This window comes from Pseudomonas sp. Marseille-P9899, from assembly GCF_903166565.1.
Classification (GTDB): Bacteria; Pseudomonadota; Gammaproteobacteria; order Pseudomonadales; family Pseudomonadaceae; genus Aquipseudomonas; species Aquipseudomonas huaxiensis.
Genome location: NZ_CAESCG010000001.1, coordinates 402,081 through 419,359, shown reverse-complemented (window position 1 = coordinate 419,359; position 17,279 = coordinate 402,081). Strand labels below are relative to the sequence as shown.

16 protein-coding genes are annotated in these 17,279 nt (G+C 64.7%); 11 read left to right on the top strand and 5 right to left on the bottom strand.

The window, feature by feature from the left end:
• Positions 1–144 precede the first annotated feature (144 nt).
• The 4 genes from HWV67_RS01965 to HWV67_RS01950 all read right to left on the bottom strand — a co-directional run bounded on the left by HWV67_RS01965 (position 145) and on the right by HWV67_RS01950 (position 5,513).
• The gene (locus tag HWV67_RS01965) at positions 145–945 is read right to left on the bottom strand and encodes an IclR family transcriptional regulator (RefSeq protein WP_095158811.1); all 801 of its coding nucleotides are present in this window, start codon (positions 943–945) and stop codon (positions 145–147) included.
• A gap of 74 nt (positions 946–1,019) precedes the next feature.
• The gene (locus HWV67_RS01960) at positions 1,020–2,360 is read right to left on the bottom strand and encodes an MFS transporter (RefSeq protein ID WP_175649681.1); all 1,341 of its coding nucleotides are present in this window, start codon (positions 2,358–2,360) and stop codon (positions 1,020–1,022) included.
• 46 nt (positions 2,361–2,406) lie between these two features.
• A complete protein-coding gene (locus HWV67_RS01955) occupies positions 2,407–3,993 on the bottom strand; it encodes a GMC family oxidoreductase (RefSeq protein WP_175649680.1) in 1,587 nt (528 codons plus the stop codon).
• A gap of 89 nt (positions 3,994–4,082) precedes the next feature.
• Positions 4,083–5,513 (bottom strand): NAD-dependent succinate-semialdehyde dehydrogenase, encoded by a 1,431-nt coding sequence (locus tag HWV67_RS01950; RefSeq protein ID WP_175649679.1) that lies wholly within the window; start codon positions 5,511–5,513, stop codon positions 4,083–4,085.
• A 189-nt stretch (positions 5,514–5,702) separates the two neighbouring features.
• Here HWV67_RS01950 and HWV67_RS01945 point away from each other — a divergent pair, with 189 nt between their 5' ends.
• The 10 genes from HWV67_RS01945 to HWV67_RS01900 all read left to right on the top strand — a co-directional run bounded on the left by HWV67_RS01945 (position 5,703) and on the right by HWV67_RS01900 (position 14,993).
• Entirely contained in the window at positions 5,703–6,095 is a 393-nt protein-coding gene (locus tag HWV67_RS01945; RefSeq protein WP_110969996.1) for a cupin domain-containing protein, read from the top strand.
• Positions 6,092–6,859, top strand: coding sequence for an HpcH/HpaI aldolase family protein (locus HWV67_RS01940; protein ID WP_175649678.1), 768 nt, complete (start codon positions 6,092–6,094; stop codon positions 6,857–6,859). The genes HWV67_RS01945 and HWV67_RS01940 overlap by 4 nt, the downstream gene beginning before the upstream one ends.
• A 33-nt stretch (positions 6,860–6,892) precedes the next feature.
• Positions 6,893–7,825, top strand: a complete 933-nt coding sequence (locus HWV67_RS01935) for a DUF6282 family protein (protein ID WP_175649677.1) — start codon at positions 6,893–6,895, stop codon at positions 7,823–7,825.
• Positions 7,826–7,836: 11 nt separating this feature from the next.
• Complete coding sequence (locus HWV67_RS01930; RefSeq protein ID WP_175649676.1) at positions 7,837–8,880, top strand: dihydroorotate dehydrogenase; 1,044 nt, start codon at positions 7,837–7,839, stop codon at positions 8,878–8,880.
• A 225-nt stretch (positions 8,881–9,105) separates the two neighbouring features.
• A complete protein-coding gene (locus tag HWV67_RS01925; RefSeq protein ID WP_175649675.1) occupies positions 9,106–10,605 on the top strand; it encodes an aldehyde dehydrogenase family protein in 1,500 nt (499 codons plus the stop codon).
• Positions 10,606–10,607: 2 nt separating this feature from the next.
• On the top strand, positions 10,608–11,018 hold the full coding sequence (locus tag HWV67_RS01920) for a 5-carboxymethyl-2-hydroxymuconate isomerase (protein WP_175649674.1): 411 nt from the start codon (positions 10,608–10,610) through the stop codon (positions 11,016–11,018).
• A gap of 5 nt (positions 11,019–11,023) precedes the next feature.
• On the top strand, positions 11,024–12,007 hold the full coding sequence (locus HWV67_RS01915; protein ID WP_175649673.1) for a fumarylacetoacetate hydrolase family protein: 984 nt from the start codon (positions 11,024–11,026) through the stop codon (positions 12,005–12,007).
• Positions 12,008–12,035: 28 nt separating this feature from the next.
• Positions 12,036–12,587 carry a VOC family protein gene (locus HWV67_RS01910; RefSeq protein ID WP_175649672.1) on the top strand — a complete coding sequence of 184 codons (552 nt, stop codon included), beginning with the start codon at positions 12,036–12,038 and terminating at the stop codon, positions 12,585–12,587.
• A gap of 358 nt (positions 12,588–12,945) precedes the next feature.
• Complete coding sequence (locus HWV67_RS01905; protein ID WP_175649671.1) at positions 12,946–14,310, top strand: aminotransferase class III-fold pyridoxal phosphate-dependent enzyme; 1,365 nt, start codon at positions 12,946–12,948, stop codon at positions 14,308–14,310.
• Between the two features lie 53 nt (positions 14,311–14,363).
• Complete coding sequence (locus HWV67_RS01900) at positions 14,364–14,993, top strand: malonic semialdehyde reductase (RefSeq protein WP_256679990.1); 630 nt, start codon at positions 14,364–14,366, stop codon at positions 14,991–14,993.
• 67 nt (positions 14,994–15,060) lie between these two features.
• Here HWV67_RS01900 and HWV67_RS01895 read toward each other — a convergent pair whose 3' ends face one another.
• Entirely contained in the window at positions 15,061–16,461 is a 1,401-nt protein-coding gene (locus HWV67_RS01895; protein WP_175649670.1) for a purine-cytosine permease family protein, read from the bottom strand.
• Between the two features lie 330 nt (positions 16,462–16,791).
• Here HWV67_RS01895 and HWV67_RS01890 point away from each other — a divergent pair, with 330 nt between their 5' ends.
• On the top strand, positions 16,792–17,277 hold the full coding sequence (locus HWV67_RS01890) for a flavin reductase family protein (protein WP_095157472.1): 486 nt from the start codon (positions 16,792–16,794) through the stop codon (positions 17,275–17,277).
• Positions 17,278–17,279: the final 2 nt, after the last annotated feature.

Here is a 17,279-nt window from a genome sequence, read left to right as displayed (position 1 = left end):
TATTGGGGCCGCTTTGCGGCCCTTCGCGAGCGAGCTCGCTCCCACAGTAATCGGTGTCGTACCCAAAGCTGCAGTTCTACGCCCGACTCATGTGGGAGCGAGCTCGCTCGCGAAGGCCTGCAAAGCAGGCCCAAGGCTCCCCAGCTACAACCGCTGATAAGTCCCCGCATGCAGCCGCTCGCTGATCTCCGCCGCCGCCGATTGCAACTCCCGCAACATCGCCGCAGGCGGTGGTGACGGGATTGCCGCGCTCGGACCCACAATGCCGATAGTCCCCACGATCTGATCGTTTTCCCTGAACAGCGGACAGCACAACGCATTGATACCCAGGGTCACTTCGCCGTCCGCATCGTCGTACAGACGCTGGCGGATCAGCTCCAGGCGCTGTGCCAATTGCTCGGGGTCGTGCAGGGTGTTGGGGGTCAGTTGCGGCATCTTGCGGCGCATTACCCGTTGCTGACTGGCAGCATCGGCGAAGGCCAGAACCGTGCGGCCCTGGGCCGAGCAATACGGCAACACGCGGTTGCCCGGCTTGACCGAGATGCACACGTTGGCCTTGGATTCGACGCACGACACCACCAGCGCGGTGTCATGGGTGGCGACCGCCAGCAAGGCCGTCTGGCCAGTGGCGTCGCGAATACGGGTGAGATAGGGATCGGCGATGGCGCGCAGGTCGAACTGCTCGCCAGCGGCTTCGCCATAGGCCACCAGCCGTGCGCCGAGCATGTATTTCTCGGTGGCCGGGTCCTGTTCGAGGATGCCCAACTGGCGCATCGACGCAAGGTGGCGGTAGGTGCGCGGCTTGGCCGTCTGCAGTTGCTGGGCCAGCTCCGTCACCCCCAGCGGGCGACGGGCTGCGGTGAGTTCATCGAGGAGACGAAAGACCATCTCCACCGATTCCAGCAGCGCCGGGCCGCTGCTGGGTTTTTCGTCTTCCTGGTCCAAGCGATCACCTCATGTCGAGCTGTGGAAAGCCCCGATTGTATCGCTCGACGAAACGCTTGTATTGCTCCACGACATCAGGCGTTGGCAGTTTTCGCCAGAATCTGCGGCTGCCGCGCGCTCGGTGGCTTGACCGAGAACATCGCCCAGGCGCCCAGCACGGTCATCACCGCCAGCACATACAGGCCATATTCCAGGTGCCCGCTGCTCTGCTTGATCCAGCCCATCATGAACGGACTGGCATAGCCGCCGAGGTTACCCACGGTGGCGATCAACGCGATGCCCGCCGCAGCGGCCGTGCCGGTCAGCAGCACGCCGGGCAGCGCCCAGAGCACGCAGAAACCCGCCAGCCCGCCCGACATCGCCAAACTCAGGCCCGCTAGCGACATCACCGGCTGATCGTGGAAAAACGCCGCGATCGCCAGGCCCAGCGCGGACGCCAGGTTGCACAGGGTCCCGTGCCAGCGCCGTTCGCGGGTGCGGTCGGAATGACGGCTGACCCACAGCATGCACACCGACGCCACGGCGAACGGAATAGCCGCCACCAGACCGGTCTGCGCCAGGCTCTTGACCCCCAGGCTCTGGACAATCTGCGGCAACCAGAACGACACGCCGTAGGTGCCGCACAGCAAGGCGAAGTTCACATAGATCAGCAACCACAGGTCCTTGTTGACGAAGGCCGCGCGGAAGTTGTGCCCGGCCCCCGCCTGCTCCTGCGCCTCGCGCTGCGCCGCGAGTTGCTTGACCACCCGCGCATTCTGCTCCGGCGTCAACCAGTGCACTTTGCCGGGACGGTCATCCAGGTAGAAGAACACCACCACGCCGAGGATCACCGCCGGCATGCCCTCGATCAGGAACAGCCATTGCCAGCCGGCCATGCCGTGAACGCCGGCGAAGGTCTGCATGATCCAGCCCGACAGCGGGCTGCCGATCACCCCGGCCATGGCGATACCAAGGTTGAACCAGGCCATACCCTGGGAACGGGCATACGACGGGAACCAGTACGTCATGTACAGCACCACGCCGGGGTAGAACCCGGCCTCAGCCATGCCCAGCAAAAAGCGCAGCACGTAGAACTGGTTGGGTGTGGTGACGAACAGCATCGACACCGAGAGGATGCCCCACACCACCATGATCCGGGCGATCCAGAACCGCGCCCCGACCCGCTGCAGCATCATGTTGCTGGGGATCTCGCACAGGCAGTAGCCGATGAAGAACACCCCGGCGCCGAAGCCGAAGGCCATGTCGCTGAGGCCGATATCCGCCGCCATCTGCAGCTTGGCGAAGCCGACGTTGACCCGGTCGAGAAACGCCACGATGTAAAGCACGAACAGAAACGGCAACAGACGCCAGGCAATGCGGTTGTAGAGGGTGCTGTCCTGCTCGTTGTCGAAGGTACTACGGGCTATGAGATTCATCGCTGCACTCTTGTAATTGTTGTATTGGCGAAGATTCGATGAGCGGTCAGCCGGCGGCGAGGATGAAGTCCGCGCAGCGCTCACCGATCATGATGCTGGGTGCGTTGGTATTGCCACTGACAATCGTCGGCATGATCGACGCGTCGGCCACCCGCAGGCCTTCCACTCCATGCACTTTCAGGTCCGGGCCGACCACGGCGCCGGGGTCCTGGCCCATCCGGCAGGTGCCGGCCGGGTGGAACACGGTCTTGGCCACGGTGCGCACATAGTCCTCGAACACCGAGTCCGGCACATCGTCGTGGTCGGGCAGCAGGAGCATTTTCTCGACCACGCTGGCCAGCGCTGGCGAGCGCAGGATGCGCCGCGCCACTTTCACCCCGGCGACCATGGTGCGCATGTCCTCGGGGTCACTCAGGTAATTGGCATTTATCGCTACCTCCTGCATCGGGTCGGCGCTCTTCAGGCGCAGCCGGCCACGGGAGCGCGGGCGCAAGGCGCACGGGTTGATGGAAATACCGTGGCCGCTGGGCGGCAGCCGGTCCATGTCGCCCACCAGCGCCGGCACGACGTGGAACTGCACGTCCGGCCGGCCGCAGCCGGTGGCATCGACGAACGCCCCGCTCTCCACCACGTTGGAACTGAGCAGGCCCCGCCGCGTGGCCAGGTACTTGAGCCCGTGACCGATCGCCCGCAGGCCGCGGTCATGCCCCAGCAGGCTGGCCGGTTGGCGGGTCTGGGCGTAGACCGAGGCGCTGAGGTGATCCTGGAAATTCTCGCCGACGCCCGGCGCATCGACCCGGGTAGGGATGCCGAGCGACTGCAGATGCTCGCCCGGGCCAATGCCCGACAGCATCAACAGTTTCGGCGAGGCGATCGCCCCGGCGCTGACGATCACTTCGGCGCGGGCCTTGAACTGCAGTTCGTCGCCCTGCTGCCCCGTGGCCCGCACGCCGACTACGCGCTGGCCCTCGAACAGCAGTTCGGTGACATGGGTGTTGCTCAGCACCTTGAGGCGCGGGTCATGGCGCAGCGGGCGCAGGTACGACACCGCAGAACTGGCGCGGCGGCCCTCGGCGGTGGTGGTCTGGTAGAAGCCGGCGCCCTCCTGTTTCGCACCGTTGAAATCGTCGTTGGCCGGCACACCCGCCTCCACCGCCGCCTGCACAAAGGCCTCGCTCAAGGCATGACGGTGACGCGGATCGCTGACTTTCAGCGGACCGTCCTGACCGTGCAACTGGCCGCCCAGACGGGCGTTGGCCTCGCAGCGGCGAAACACCGGCAGCACATCCGCCCAGCCCCAGCCGGGGCAGCCGTTGGCTTGCCACTCGTCGTAGTCCTCGGCCTGGCCGCGGATATAGATCATCGCGTTGACCGAGCTACCGCCGCCGAGGGTGCGACCCTGGGGGATGAAGACCTGGCGCTGATTGACGAACGGCTCGGGTTCGGTACGGTACATCCAGGTGCGCTGGGTGCCATGGCCACGAATGAAAGTGCCGGGGATATGAATATAGGGATGGTTGTCGGCGGGACCGGCTTCCAGCAGCAATACCTGCTTGCCGGCCGCCGCCAGCCGCGCGCTGAGCGCACAGCCAGCCGAACCCGCTCCGATGACGATGTAGTCGAAACTCTGCATTGTTTTTATTCTCGACGCTGGCCCCGTGGGAGATGGCCGAACGGCACTCCCACAGGGCCTCTGCTCAATTCAATGAGGGGTGTGCTGGATCAGCCGATCTGGCTGACGAACTTGGTGGTGAAGTAGGCATCCAGCCCTTCACTGCCACCCTCACTGCCGTAACCGCTGTCCTTCACCCCGCCAAACGGCGTTTCCGGCGCTGCCAGGCCGAAGTGGTTGATCGACACCATCCCCGACTCCAGCTCGTCGGCCAGCAGCGTGGCGCGCTGGATCGAACGGGTGAAGGCAAACGCCGCCAGGCCGAACGGCAGGCTGTTGGCTTTCTCGATCACTTCATCAAGGCTGTCGAACCGCACGATCGAGGCGATCGGGCCGAAGGGTTCTTCGCTCATCACCCGGGCGTTTTCCGGTACGTCGGTCAGCACCGTGGCCGGATAGAAGAAGCCGCTTCCGTCGACCCCTTCGCCGCCCAGCACCAGTTGCGCGCCCACCGCGAGGGCGTCGTCCACGTATTCCTGCACCGCCGCCACCCGACGCGGGTTGGCCAGCGGGCCAAGCTGGCTGGACGGGTCCTGGCCATCGCCCATCTTCAGGCTGGCGCCGGCCCGGCAGAAGGCCGCGACAAACTGCTCGTACACCGCCGACTGCACGTAGAAGCGGGTCGGCGAGGCGCAGATCTGCCCGCCGTTGCGGAATTTCAAACCAGCGCCCAACGCCGCCACAGCCTCGACATCGACGTCGTCACAAACAATAAAGGGTGCGTGCCCGCCCAGTTCCAGAGTGCAACGCTTGAGGTACTGGCCGGCCAACGCACCGAGGGCGCGACCGACCGGCACGGAGCCGGTGAACGACACCTTGCGGATCACTTCGGAGCGGATCAGGTAATCGGATACCTCCGCTGGCACGCCGAACACCAGGTTCAACACCCCGGCCGGTACGCCGGCATCCTGGAACGCGCGGCACAGTTCGATGCACGAGGACGGCGTTTCTTCCGGACCCTTGGCGATGATCGAACAGCCCGCCGCCAGCGCGCCGGCGATCTTGCGCACCAACTGGCTGACCGGGAAGTTCCACGGGCTGAACGCCGCCACCGGACCGATCGGCTCGCGCAGCACGGTTTGCCGAACACCGCGGGCACGCGGCGGGATCACCCGGCCATAGGCGCGACGACCTTCTTCGGCGTACCAGTCGATATGGTCACCGGCACCAAAGGCTTCCATCTTGGCTTCCGCCAGCGGCTTGCCCTGCTCCAGGGTAATCAGCGCGGCGATCTCGTCCGAGCGCTCGCGCACCAGATCGGCCGCCTTGCGCAGGACTTTCGAGCGATCGTAGGCCGAGGTCTTGCGCCACACCTGGAAGCCCCGCTGAGCGGCGGCCAGGGCGCGGTCCAGGTCGGCTGTCGAGGCCAGGCCGAGATGAGCGATCAGCTCGCCAGTGGCGGGGTTGAAGACATCCGCCTGGCGCTCATGGGTGCCAGCCGACCACTGGCCGTCAATCAGAAGAGACTCGATTACACGCATCTGTGGATTCCTTGAGGCTAATATTTCTTACAACGAAATGTTGTTCTTTTGAACGACACAATCCTAGGGCCGATCAAAAGCTGCTGTCAAGGTTGAAAAAGGGGCTTGACCGCCTGGATACGGCAGGCGTAGGTTTATCTCACAGCGAAACACTGTTCCCCTAAAAGAAAACAAAAAGGAGATTCGCCGATGAGCCTCGCCCAGGCACTGCTGCATAACTGGAATGACCTGCCACGGGAAGTCGTGCGCAAGGGAGTGGAACGGGTGGCCTTTCGTGGCGACGACACCTTGTGCGTCATGAACTGGCTGAGCCCCGGCATGGATGTCTTCCCCCACAGTCACACCTTTGAACAACTGGTGATCATCGTTCAGGGCCGCGTGCGTTTTCACCTCGGCGACGAAGTGGTCGAAGGCGGCCCCGGCAGCATGATCCGCATCCCGCCGCACGTGGTGCATTACGCCGAACCGCTCGGCACTGAAGTGGTGATGAACCTGGATGTGTTCTCGCCGATCCGTGACGACTACCGCCACCTGATCGAATACCAGGCCGGCGAGTTCGCCGACGCAGCGGTCCCAGCATGAGCACCGCCACCTTCGCCACCCGGCTGCGCGCCGGCGAGCCGCTGCTCAGCAGTTTCATCAAGACACCCAGCCATGCCGTGGTGGAGATCGCCGGAGACGCCGGCCTCGACGCGGTGGTGCTCGATGCCGAGCACGCGCCCTTCGACCAGGGCAGCCTCGACCTCGGTCTGCTGGCCTGTCGCGCGGCGTCCGTCAGTGGCTTGGTGCGGGTCGCCGACGCGCGTCCGGCGACCTTGCTGCAAGCCCTCGATCTCGGTGCCGACGGGCTGGTGCTGCCGCACATCATCGACGCCGGCCAGGCCCGGCAAATACTGCAAGGCACCCGCTATCGCGACGGCAATCGCGGCTTCTCCAATTCGCCCCGAGCCGGCGGCTACGGCCGCGCCAACCTGGCCGAACACCTCGCCGCCGAAGACGGCCGCCACGCGATCGTCGCCCAGATCGAAGACCGCGAAGCGCTGGACAACCTCGCCGCCATCGCCAGTGTCGAGCAGATCGATTGCCTGCTGGTGGGGCGCGCCGACCTCGCCGTGTCACTGGGCGCCGAGCGCCTTGACGATCCCCGGGTCGAGGCCGCCGTCAACCGCGTGCTCGACGCCGCCGCGCGCGCCGGCAAGGCCAGCGGCATCTTCGTCGCCAGCCTCGAAGACCTCGACCGCTTCGCCGCTCGCGGCGTGAGCTTTTTCATTCTCGGCTCGGACCAGGCGCTGCTGCGCGCCGGCTGGAGCCAGCACGCCCGACATTTCCGCGGTTCCGCTCACTGAGCCACCACCTGACAAGAACAAAGAGGTTGCCCCATGAACGCCATTCTCACCCCCACCGCCAACGACGAACGCCAGGCCCGCATCAATGAGCTGCTGGTCGGCGCCATCGACCTGCACTGCCACAGCGGCCCGTCGGTGATGCCGCGCTATTGCGACCACATCGAAGCCATGCGCGAAGCCTCCGAAGCCGGCCTGAAAGCGGTGCTGCTCAAGGACCACTATTACAGCTGCACGCCGGTCACCACCCTGCTCAACAAGCACTTCAGCGAACTGAACGTGCACATGCTGTCGGGGGTTCCGCTGAACAACTCGGTGGGCGGCCTCAACGTCCACGCGGTGGAGCACGGCCTGAACCTCGGCGCCAAGCTGGTGTGGATGCCGACCTTCTCCTCGGCCAACCACATCGCCCATCACCACCAGGACGTGAAGTTCGTCGACAAATTCCCGCAGACCACCCAGCGCATGCTGCAGCCCATTCCGCTGACCGTGCTCGACGATGACGGCAAGCTCAAGGAAGAGGTCAAGGCCATCCTCGACCTGATTGCCGCCCAGGACGTGGTGCTTTCCGCCGGCCACCTGAACATCCGCGAAATCTGGCCGCTGTTCGAGGAAGCGCGCAATCGCGGGGTCAAGCGTTTGCTGGTCAACCACCCGACCTACGTGGTCGATGCCACCCTCGACGACATGCGCCAACTGGCCCGCGAAGGCGTGTTCATGGAGCACTCGATGTGCATGTGGGTGCCGGGTTCGAAGTTCAAATTCTATGACGACACCTTCCTGCGCGAAGTGATCGAGGCCGGCACCATCGACCTCACCATCCTCGGCTCCGACCTCGGCCAGCAAGGCAACCCGAGCATCGCCGACGGTTTCCGCAACGTTATCGGCCAGCTTCTGGACCTGGAATACAGCGACGCCGACATCCGCAAAATGATCTCGGGCAACGCCGCCCGCCTGATGAACCTGTGAGTAGCGCGCCCATGACCCGACTGACCACCACCCTCGGCCAGCTCACCCTGAAAAACCCGGTGATCTGCGGCGCGGGTGAACAGACCATGACCGCCGCGGCGATCCGTGCCGCGCTGGACACCGGCGCCGGCGCGGTGGTGGCCAAGTCCACCAACGAATCTGCGGCGGCCAAGGCGCAACTGGACAAGACCGACTACGTGCTGCTCGACGCCCAGTGGAATCCCCTGCCCTGGGACTTCAACCCGCCAGCCGACGCCAGCCTGTTCGGCCGTTCGGGCCTGGTCCAGCGCGACTTCGGCGAATGGCTCGACGAACTGGTCCAGCTCGACCACTACGCCCGCACCCTCGACGCGTATGTGATACCGAGCCTGATCCTCAGCGACCTGGAGCAATGCGCGGATTACGCCCGACAGATCGAACAGGCCGGGCTGCGGGTACTGGAACTGAACATCGGCGCGCCCCACGGCGAAGAAGCGGCCAAGGGCGCAATCGTCCTGGAACGCGGTGCCGAGCGTATCGAAGCGATCGTCCGGCGCATCCGTCAGGCGACTACCTTGCCGTTGTGGATCAAACTCACCGGCCAGAGCGAAGACGTGGTCGGCCTGGCCCAGGCGGCGCGGCGTGGTGGCGCCGACAGCGTGGTGATGATGGGCCGTTTCATGGGATTCCTGCCGGACCTGGACAGCGGTCTGCCGCTGCTCGGCACCAGCGCCGCGATTGGCGGCTCTTGGGCGCTACCGCTGACGGCGCGCTGGCTGATGCTGACCCGCAAGGCCATGGCCGACGACTACCCGCTGATCGCCACCAACGGCGCCCGCACCGGGCTGGACGTCGCGCGTTTCCTGCTGGCCGGTGCCAGCGCTACGGAGATGACCTCGGCGGTGTTTACCGGTGGTTATGGGGTGCTGGAAAAGGCCATCGCCGAACTGGATGACTACGTTGCCAAACGCGGCTCGACCGTCGCGCAACTGCTGGGCAGCGCGGCCGAGCAGGTGCAGACCTATCAACAGCAAACCAGCCGGCCCGGCTGGTGGGAGCGGTTCGCCCCAAAGTGAGTGAGGGTTCCCAGCTGCGGCGATTGGGTCGGGAGCTCACGGAGAGTTGGCGGATGTTGGCGCCTTGAGACCGGGCGCCGCGCGAGCGGCGCTCGGTCTGAATCACACGGCAACGCCCCAGACATGCCCACAGGGGTCACCCTGCACGGGTATGGGTCAGCCTCCCCGTCCGATCTAGCATCAGCTCGTATTCAACGAGCCGCTAGCGGCCAGGGAGCCACACCCATGACGATTTCCGCCAACGACTACAGCCGGCTGGGCAGCACGACCCGCGCGTTCATCGAGCGCAGCCACGGTCACTTCATCGACGGCCAGTGGAACGCTGCCTCCGCCACCCTCGCGGTGATCGATCCCGCCAGCGCCCAACCCTTCAGCGCCATCGGTGCCGGAAGCGAAGCGGACATCGACGCGGCGGTCCAGGCCGCTCACCGCGCCTTTCACCACGGTGCCGGGGGTGACCTCACCCCTTTGGCCCGCGAAGCACTGCTGCTGCGCCTGGCCGGACTTATCGAACGGGACGCCGACCTCCTTGCCGAACTGGAAAGCCTCGACAACGGCATGCCGCTGGATTTTGCCCGGATCAATGTGTTCGGCGCCGCAGGCGTGATGCGCTACATGGCCGGCTGGCCTTCGCGGATCTGCGGCGAAACCCCGGAAGTGAAAATGCCGTTCCCCGGCAGCCAGTTCTTCGGCTACACCCGTCGCGAGCCGGTTGGCGTGGTCGGTGCCATCGTGCCGTGGAACGTGCCGCTGATGATGGCCGTGTGGAAGCTGGCGCCCGCGCTGGCGGCGGGCTGCACCCTGGTGCTCAAGCCCGCCGAGGACGCATCGCTCACCGCCCTGGCCCTGGCCGGGCTGGTCGCCGAAGCCGGTATTCCCGCCGGGGTGGTGAATATCGTCACAGGCCTGGGGCGTGACGCGGGCCAGGCGCTGGTGGCCCACCCGCTGGTGGCGAAGATTTCCTTCACCGGCTCCACCGCCACCGGCAAGCAGATCAACCGGCTGGCCACCGAGACGCTGAAGAAAGTCACCCTGGAACTGGGCGGCAAATCCCCCACCCTGGTGTTCGCCGACGCCGACCTGCCCAAGGCAATCACCGGCGCCGCCAATGCGATCTTCACCAACTCGGGACAAATCTGCGTCGCCGGCTCGCGCCTGTATGTACAGCGCAAGTGCTTCGAACAAGTGGCCGAAGGCGTCGCCCGGCACGCCGACAGCCTGCGCCTCGGCGCCGGCCTGGATCCGGCCAGCCAGCTTGGCCCGCTGATCAATGCCCGGCAGCGCGAGCTGGTGCAAGGCTATGTCGACCGGGCCCGGGCCAGCGGCGCGACCCTCCTGACCCGCCGCGCGAGCCCCGACAGCGAGGGTTACTTCGTCGCGCCGGCGGTGCTGGTCGACGTGCGCCAGAGCGATCCCCTGGTCCAGGAAGAAATCTTCGGCCCGGTACTGGCGGTGCTGCCCTTCGACGACCAGGAAGAAGCCATCGCCCTGGCCAACGACAGCCGCTACGGCCTCGCCGCCAGCCTGTGGAGCGAGAGCCTGAGCCGGGTGCACCAAGTCCTGCCGCGGCTGAAGTGCGGCAAGGTGTCGGTGAACACCGCAGGCTTCCCCTACCCGGCGCTGCCGGAAGGTGGCACGCGTCAGTCCGGCTTTGGCCGCGACCTGGGCCGGGAAGGACTGGACGGCTACCTGGAAACCAAGACCGTACTGATCCAGGCGTCCTGAGCGTGCCGCATTTCATCGTCGAGTACAGCGCCAACCTTGAAGGCGAGCTGGTCCTGGCACCGCTGTTCGCGGAAGTCCACGACTACTTGATCGGCCTGCAACTGTTCCCCACCGGCGGTATCCGCAGCCGCGGGCGGCGCATCGAGCACTACCGCTTCGCCGATGGACGGGAGGCCTTCGCCGGCGTGCATGCGCAACTCAAGCTCAGCGCCGCGCGACCGCCGCAACTGCGAAGGGAGATCGCTGCAGGTGTATTCGAGGTGCTCAAGCAGCACCTGGCGCCGCTCCAGCAACGGCGCTACGTGGCGCTGTCACTGGAAGTCGGGCTGTTCGACCCCGAGACATTCTTCAACCACAACAACCTGCACCCACTGTTCCCGGCTCCGGGAACCCTTGCGCGCACTACGGAGTAGAACTCATGAAACTTGCCTCACGCCGATCCGGCCGCGATGGCGCACTGTTGGTGGTCAGCCGCGACCTCAGCCGCGCCGTGGAAGCCGGTGCCATCGCCCCGACCCTGCAAAACGCCCTGGACAACTGGGCGACGGTCCAGCCTGCACTCGATGCGCTGTATCAGGCCCTGAACCAGGGCCTGGCGGCGAACGCATTCGACCTCGAGCTGAACAGCCTCGCCGCGCCGCTGCCGCGCAGCTATCAATACCTGGACGGTGCCTGCTACCTCAGTCATATCCGCCGCAACCGCCAGGCGCGGGGTGAAAGCCTGCCGGACGACCTGCTCCAGGCGCCGCTGGTGTACCAGGGCATCTCCCACGGTTTCATGGCCTGGAACGATCCGATCCGCCTGCCGAGCGAAGCCCTGGGCATCGACTTCGAGGCCGAAATTGCTGCCATCACCGGCGATGTGCCAATGGGTGTCGATGCCGAACAGGCGACACGCCACGTGCACCTGTTCGTCCTGCTCAACGATGTCTCGCTGCGCGCGCTGATTCCTGCCGAACTCAAGCGCACCTTTGGTTTCCTCACCGGCAAACCTGCCTCCAGCCTCGGTCCGATCGCGGTCACGCCGGACGAGCTGGGCGAGTTGTGGGATGGCCGGCTGGTGTCCGGAAAGATGAAGTGCTGGGTACGGGGCACGCTGTTCGGCGCGATAGAAACGGGCATCGACACGCCCTTCCACTACGGCCACATGATCGCCCACGTCGCCCGTACCCGCGCGTTCGAGCCCGGCACCCTGGTGGGCCTGGGCACCGTTTCCAACGAGGACGACAGCGTCGGCTGCGGCTGCATCGGCGAGCAACGAGCCCTGGAAACCATCCGCGATGGCCAGCCTGCCACGCCGCTACTCAAGTTCGGCGATCGGGTGCGTATCGAGCATTTCGACCGCCAGGGCCATTCGGTCTTCGGCCCCATCGACCAGGAAGTCGCCCCGAGCAACGCCTGACCTCCCAGCCCCGCAAAGGAGCAAGCCCATGTTGTGCAAAAGCCTTCATCACGCCGCATTTCGCTGCAAAGACGCCAAGGAGACGGTGGACTTCTACACCAACATCCTCGGCCTCGACTTCATCCACGCGATGGGCGAGGACCATGTGCCCTCGACCGGCGCCTACAGCCCGCACATCCATATTTTCTTCCAGATGGAAGACGGCAGTTGCATCGCCTTCTTCGAACTGCCGAACGATCCTGGCGCGGTCAGCGGACGCGATCCCGAGACGCCCGGCTGGGTCCAGCACTTCGCGTTCCGTGTGAAAGACATGGACACCCTGCTGGCGGCCCGGGATGACCTGCTGGCCAAGGGCGTCAAGGTGATCGGACCAATCAATCACGACGATTTCCTGCAGTCGATCTACTTCTTCGACCCGTCCGGGCACCGCCTGGAGCTGAGCGTGCACACCTCCACCGCAGAGATGGACCGGCAGTTCAAACAGGAGGCGATGGACGTTCTGCAGCATTGGGATGCCCGGCACAACTGGTCCGAACGGGAACAACTGTTCGGGTCTGCGCACGGTTATCAGCGTACCTGAGTCCGTTCTTGCCACTGTTTTTTACCGCTGACGCAGGTAGTAGTGTCAGCGGTTTTTTTATGGGGTTTGGCTTGGGTTTTGAGTTGGGCGCGGTGGGCTTATCCATTCGATGTGGCGAGGCTGACGGCCCCTGCAGCGTCGCCAGATCAAATGGATAAGCCAACAGCACCACAGCACCAAAGCCCACGCCCAAACCCACTACCCCCGCCACTCCGTAAAGAACCTCTGGGCCTGGGTTCAAGCGCCAGCACCTCACCCGTTGAGGGTAGATACGCCCACGTCGGCACTGCCTAGAGTCGCAGTCAGGGCCGCACAAACGCGGCACCTCTGCCTTTTTCGCATGAACCTGGAGTCGACCATGACAAGCCCTTCGAGCGCGTGGCTCAAAGAACACAACACCGTGCACGTGATGCACCCGATGCAAGACCCCAAAGCGCTGCACGACAACCCGCCGTTGATCATCGAGTCGGGCGACGGCGTACACATCACCGATATCGACGGCCGCCGCTTCATCGATTGCCAGGGCGGCCTGTGGTGCGTCAACGCGGGCTACGGCCGGCGCGAAATCATCGAGGCGGTGACCCGGCAAATGGAGCAACTGCCCTATTACTCGCTGTTCCCCGGCAGCACAAACGCGCCCGCCATCGCGTTGGCCGCCCGCCTGGCGGAAATTGCCGCGCCGGAAGGCATGGTCAAAGCCTCTTTCGGCCTCGGTGGCTCCGACGCGGTGGAGACCGCACTGAAAATCGCTCGCCAGTACTGGAAGCTGGAAGGCCAGCCGCAGAAGTTCAAGTTCGTCTCCCTGTACAACGGCTACCATGGCCTGAATTTCGGCGGCATGTCGGCCTGCGGCGGCGTGGCCTGGAAAAGCAGCTACGAGCCGCTGATGCCTGGCTTCTTCCAGGTCGAAGGCCCGCACCTGTACCGCAACCCCTTCACCGAAGACCCCGAAGAGCTGGCGCAGATTTGCGCGCAACTCATGGAGCGGCAGATCGAAATCCAGGGCCCGGACACCGTGGCGGCGATCATCGCCGAGCCGATCCAGGGCGCTGGCGGGGTCATCGTGCCGCCGGCCTCGTACTGGCCTCGCCTGCGCCAGATCGCCGACAAGTACAACCTGCTGCTGATCGCCGACGAAGTCATTACCGGGCTTGGCCGCAGCGGCTCGCTGTTCGGCGCCCGTGGCTGGGGCGTGAAGCCGGACATCATGTGCCTGGCCAAGGGCATTTCCAGCGGCTATGTGCCACTGAGCGCCACCCTGGTCAATGCTCGGGTGGCCAGCGCCTGGGACCGCGACGCCGGATTCACCTCGGTGTACATGCACGGCTACACCTACTCCGGGCACCCGGTCGCCTGCGCCGCGGGCCTGGCAGCCATCGATATCGTGATGCGGGAGAACCTGGCGGAAAATGCCCGGGTCGTGGGTGACTACTTCCTGCAACGCCTGAACGAGCTGAAAGACCGGCACCGGGCTATCGGCGACGTGCGCGGCAAGGGCCTGATGCTGGCGATCGAACTGGTCCGCGATCGCCAGACCCGCGAGCCGTTCGGCCCGCAGGATGCCTACCCGCAGGCGATCTCCGAAGGCTGCGTGAGCCAGGGCGTGATGATCCGCACCATCGTCAACAAGCTGATCATTTCGCCGCCGCTGACCTTCACCAAAGACCATGTGGACGAGGTGGTCAGCGTCCTCGATCGCACCTTCGGCGCCAACCCCTGGTGAGACGCCCTGGCCGGCCCGCACCGGGTCGGCCACTCAACCGAGCGAGGCCCAAGATGAATTCGACGATGGAAACCGCCGGGCAACTGCATCGGCACTTGCAAACCCTGGACGACCAGGGACTCGACTTGTTGTTCCGCCAGGGTCGCAGCCACAACGGCTGGCTGGCCCGGGAAGTGGGCGAGCCGCTGCTGCGCCAGCTCTGGGAACTGGTGCGCTACGCACCGACGGCCGTCAACGGGATGCCGGCGCGGCTGGTGTTCGTGACCTCGGCGCAAGGCAAGCAACGCCTGGAGCCGTGCCTGAGCCCTGGCAACGTGGAGAAAGTCATGGCTGCGCCGGTGACGGCGATCATCGGCTACGACGTGGCGTTCTGGGAGCGGCTGCCCATGCTGTTTCCCCACGCCGATGTGCGGGCGATGTTCAGCGAGGATCCCCAGATCGCCGAACTGACCGCCTTTCGCAACAGCAGCCTGCAAGGCGCCTGGCTGATGCTGGCGGCCCGTGCGCTGGGACTGGACTGCGGACCGATGTCGGGCTTCGATGGCGAGCGCCTGGACCAGACGTTCTTCGCCGGGACCGGAGTACGCGCCAACTTCCTGTGCAATCTTGGCTATGGCGACCCCGCCCGCTTGTATCTGCGGTTGCCACGCCTGAGCTTTGAGCAGGCCTGCTCCTTCGCCTGACGCTTCGCCCATGCAAAAGCCCCTGGGCCGTCGCCGGTCCAGGGGCTTTTTGCGCAGCAGCGTTTATTTATTGAGTCCGCCAGGCGGCAACCTGCACCTGTTCCCGCCCACGAGTCGCCAGGCAGTAATACAGCGGAATGGTCACCAGCAATCCCACCAGCCACGACAGGTCCGCGCCTTCCACCAGGTTGGCGTACGGCCCGACATACAGCGCCGTGTTGGCAAACGGCAACTGTACGAGGATGCCGCAGGCATAGGCGATGATCGCGTGCGGATTGCAGCGCCCGTAAATGCCCCCGTCGGCGGCGAAGATCGAGGCGATGTCGTAGTTGCCGCGCTTGATCAGGTAGAAGTCGATCAGGTTGATCGACGCCCACGGCACCAGCACCAGCAGCAGCGCCAGAATCAAACCGATGAAGTGCGAGATGAAGTCGGCCGTGGCACCCAGCGCCGTCAAGCAGCAACCGAACAGGATCACCCCGGAGAGCACCACACGCACCTTGATGCTGGGCGTCCAGGTGCTGGCGAACGTCTGGATCGCGGTGACGATGGAAAGTACCGCGCCGTACAGGTTCAGGGCGTTGTGGCTGATGATGTTGAGCAGGAACAGCACCATCAGGATCGGCCCCATCCAGCCGGTGGCCTGTTTCACCGCGTCCATCGCCTCGGTGCCTTCCGGCACCAGCAGCACCGCAATGGCGCCAAAGCTGAAGCAGAGGATGGTGCCCAGAGTCGCGCCGAAGTACGTTGCCCAGAACGGCCGGGCAATCCCCACTTCACGCGGCAGGTAGCGTGAATAGTCGGAGGTGTACGGCGAGAAGCTGATCTGCCAGATCACCCCGAGCGATACCGTGGCGATCCAGCCTGACAGGTTGAAGCTGCCGCGGGTGAGGAAGTCTGCCGGCAGGTCCTGGGCGAACATCATGATGAAGCCGGCCAGCAGCGCCGAGCCCATGACCCAGGTGCCGATACGGTTGAGGGTGTGAATGAAGCGGTAGCCGATGACCCCGATGGCGGTGGCGCTCAGCGCACCGAGGATGATCGCCGCCGGCATTGGCACGGCAGGTGCAATGCCATGGATTGACTTGCCCGCCAGAACGATGTTGGAAATAAAGAAGCCGACATAGATCAGCGCCGCAAAGAACACGATCAGCAGCGCACCGTAGCGCCCGAACTGACCGCGGCTCTGGACCATCTGCGGAATCCCCATCTGCGGCCCCTGGGCCGAGGCCAGGGCGATCACGATGCCGCCGAGCAGGTGCCCGAGGACAATGGCGATCAGCCCCCAGAACAGATTGAGGTGAAAGACCTGGACCACCATGGCCCCGGTAACGATTGGCAACGGTGCGATATTGGTGCTGAACCACAGCGTGAACAAATCCCGCGCCTTCCCGTGGCGCTCTGCTGGCGGTACGTAATCGACCGTATGGTTTTCGATCAACTGGTGTTGCGAAGACGGCTGGGACATGGGCAATAAGCTCGAAAGGTTCCGTTTTTATCTTTGTAGGAAACCACTTGCGGCACGCGGCAAGCGGTGTCGAAGCTGAAGACCATATTATGGTATTCCAACATTTTGACAACACTGATTCGCCTTTTTACCGACCAACTGATCTGCTTTTTGCCTGCTCCCCTTCCTCCCTTATTAGCAAGAAAGTCCCGTAATCATTGGGCCTCAACCAGAATCGTCGCGTTCGTCCGGGGCGGAAAATTCCCCTTGCAAAATAGGTATTACGGTATACCATCAGACACATCAACGATAAAAACGCGGACAAAACCGCTGCATTCCGAGGACCATGCCATGATCGACGCCACCGTCTACAAGAACGTTCTGGGCTCCTTCCCATCCGGCGTTACGGTGATCACCACCCTAGACGACGACGGCCAGGTGGTCGGCCTCACCGCCAGTGCCTTCAGCTCCCTGTCCATGGACCCGCCGCTGGTGCTGTTCTGCCCCAACTACAGTTCCGATTCCTACCCCGTGCTGATCCGCAACAAGCGCTTCGCCATCCACCTGCTCTCCGGCCAGCAACAGGCCGAGGCCTATGCCTTCGCGAAAAAAGGCAAGGACAAGGCCCAAGGCATCGAGTGGACCCTCAGCGCGCTGGGCAATCCGTTGCTGGCCAACGCCACGGCGATCATCGAGTGCGAACTGTGGCGCGAATATGAAGGTGGCGACCACGCCATCATGGTCGGCGCGGTGAAGAACCTGATCGTCCCGGAGCAGGCGCCAAGCCCGCTGGTCTATTGCCGCGGCAAGATGGCCAGCCTGCCGGCCTTCGCCTGAGC

What these genes read in the sequence shown, in the direction of transcription:
- HWV67_RS01960 (WP_175649681.1), bottom strand. Translation starts at nt 2,360, where the DNA reads ATGAATCTCATAGCCCGTAGTACCTTCGACAACGAGCAGGACAGCACC.
- HWV67_RS01955 (WP_175649680.1), bottom strand. Translation starts at nt 3,993, where the DNA reads ATGCAGAGTTTCGACTACATCGTCATCGGAGCGGGTTCGGCTGGCTGT.
- HWV67_RS01950 (WP_175649679.1), bottom strand. Translation starts at nt 5,513, where the DNA reads ATGCGTGTAATCGAGTCTCTTCTGATTGACGGCCAGTGGTCGGCTGGC.
- HWV67_RS01945 (WP_110969996.1), top strand. Translation starts at nt 5,703, where the DNA reads ATGAGCCTCGCCCAGGCACTGCTGCATAACTGGAATGACCTGCCACGG.
- HWV67_RS01940 (WP_175649678.1), top strand. Translation starts at nt 6,092, where the DNA reads ATGAGCACCGCCACCTTCGCCACCCGGCTGCGCGCCGGCGAGCCGCTG.
- HWV67_RS01935 (WP_175649677.1), top strand. Translation starts at nt 6,893, where the DNA reads ATGAACGCCATTCTCACCCCCACCGCCAACGACGAACGCCAGGCCCGC.
- HWV67_RS01930 (WP_175649676.1), top strand. Translation starts at nt 7,837, where the DNA reads ATGACCCGACTGACCACCACCCTCGGCCAGCTCACCCTGAAAAACCCG.
- HWV67_RS01925 (WP_175649675.1), top strand. Translation starts at nt 9,106, where the DNA reads ATGACGATTTCCGCCAACGACTACAGCCGGCTGGGCAGCACGACCCGC.
- HWV67_RS01915 (WP_175649673.1), top strand. Translation starts at nt 11,024, where the DNA reads ATGAAACTTGCCTCACGCCGATCCGGCCGCGATGGCGCACTGTTGGTG.
- HWV67_RS01910 (WP_175649672.1), top strand. Translation starts at nt 12,036, where the DNA reads ATGTTGTGCAAAAGCCTTCATCACGCCGCATTTCGCTGCAAAGACGCC.
- HWV67_RS01905 (WP_175649671.1), top strand. Translation starts at nt 12,946, where the DNA reads ATGACAAGCCCTTCGAGCGCGTGGCTCAAAGAACACAACACCGTGCAC.
- HWV67_RS01900 (WP_256679990.1), top strand. Translation starts at nt 14,364, where the DNA reads ATGAATTCGACGATGGAAACCGCCGGGCAACTGCATCGGCACTTGCAA.
- HWV67_RS01895 (WP_175649670.1), bottom strand. Translation starts at nt 16,461, where the DNA reads ATGTCCCAGCCGTCTTCGCAACACCAGTTGATCGAAAACCATACGGTC.
- HWV67_RS01890 (WP_095157472.1), top strand. Translation starts at nt 16,792, where the DNA reads ATGATCGACGCCACCGTCTACAAGAACGTTCTGGGCTCCTTCCCATCC.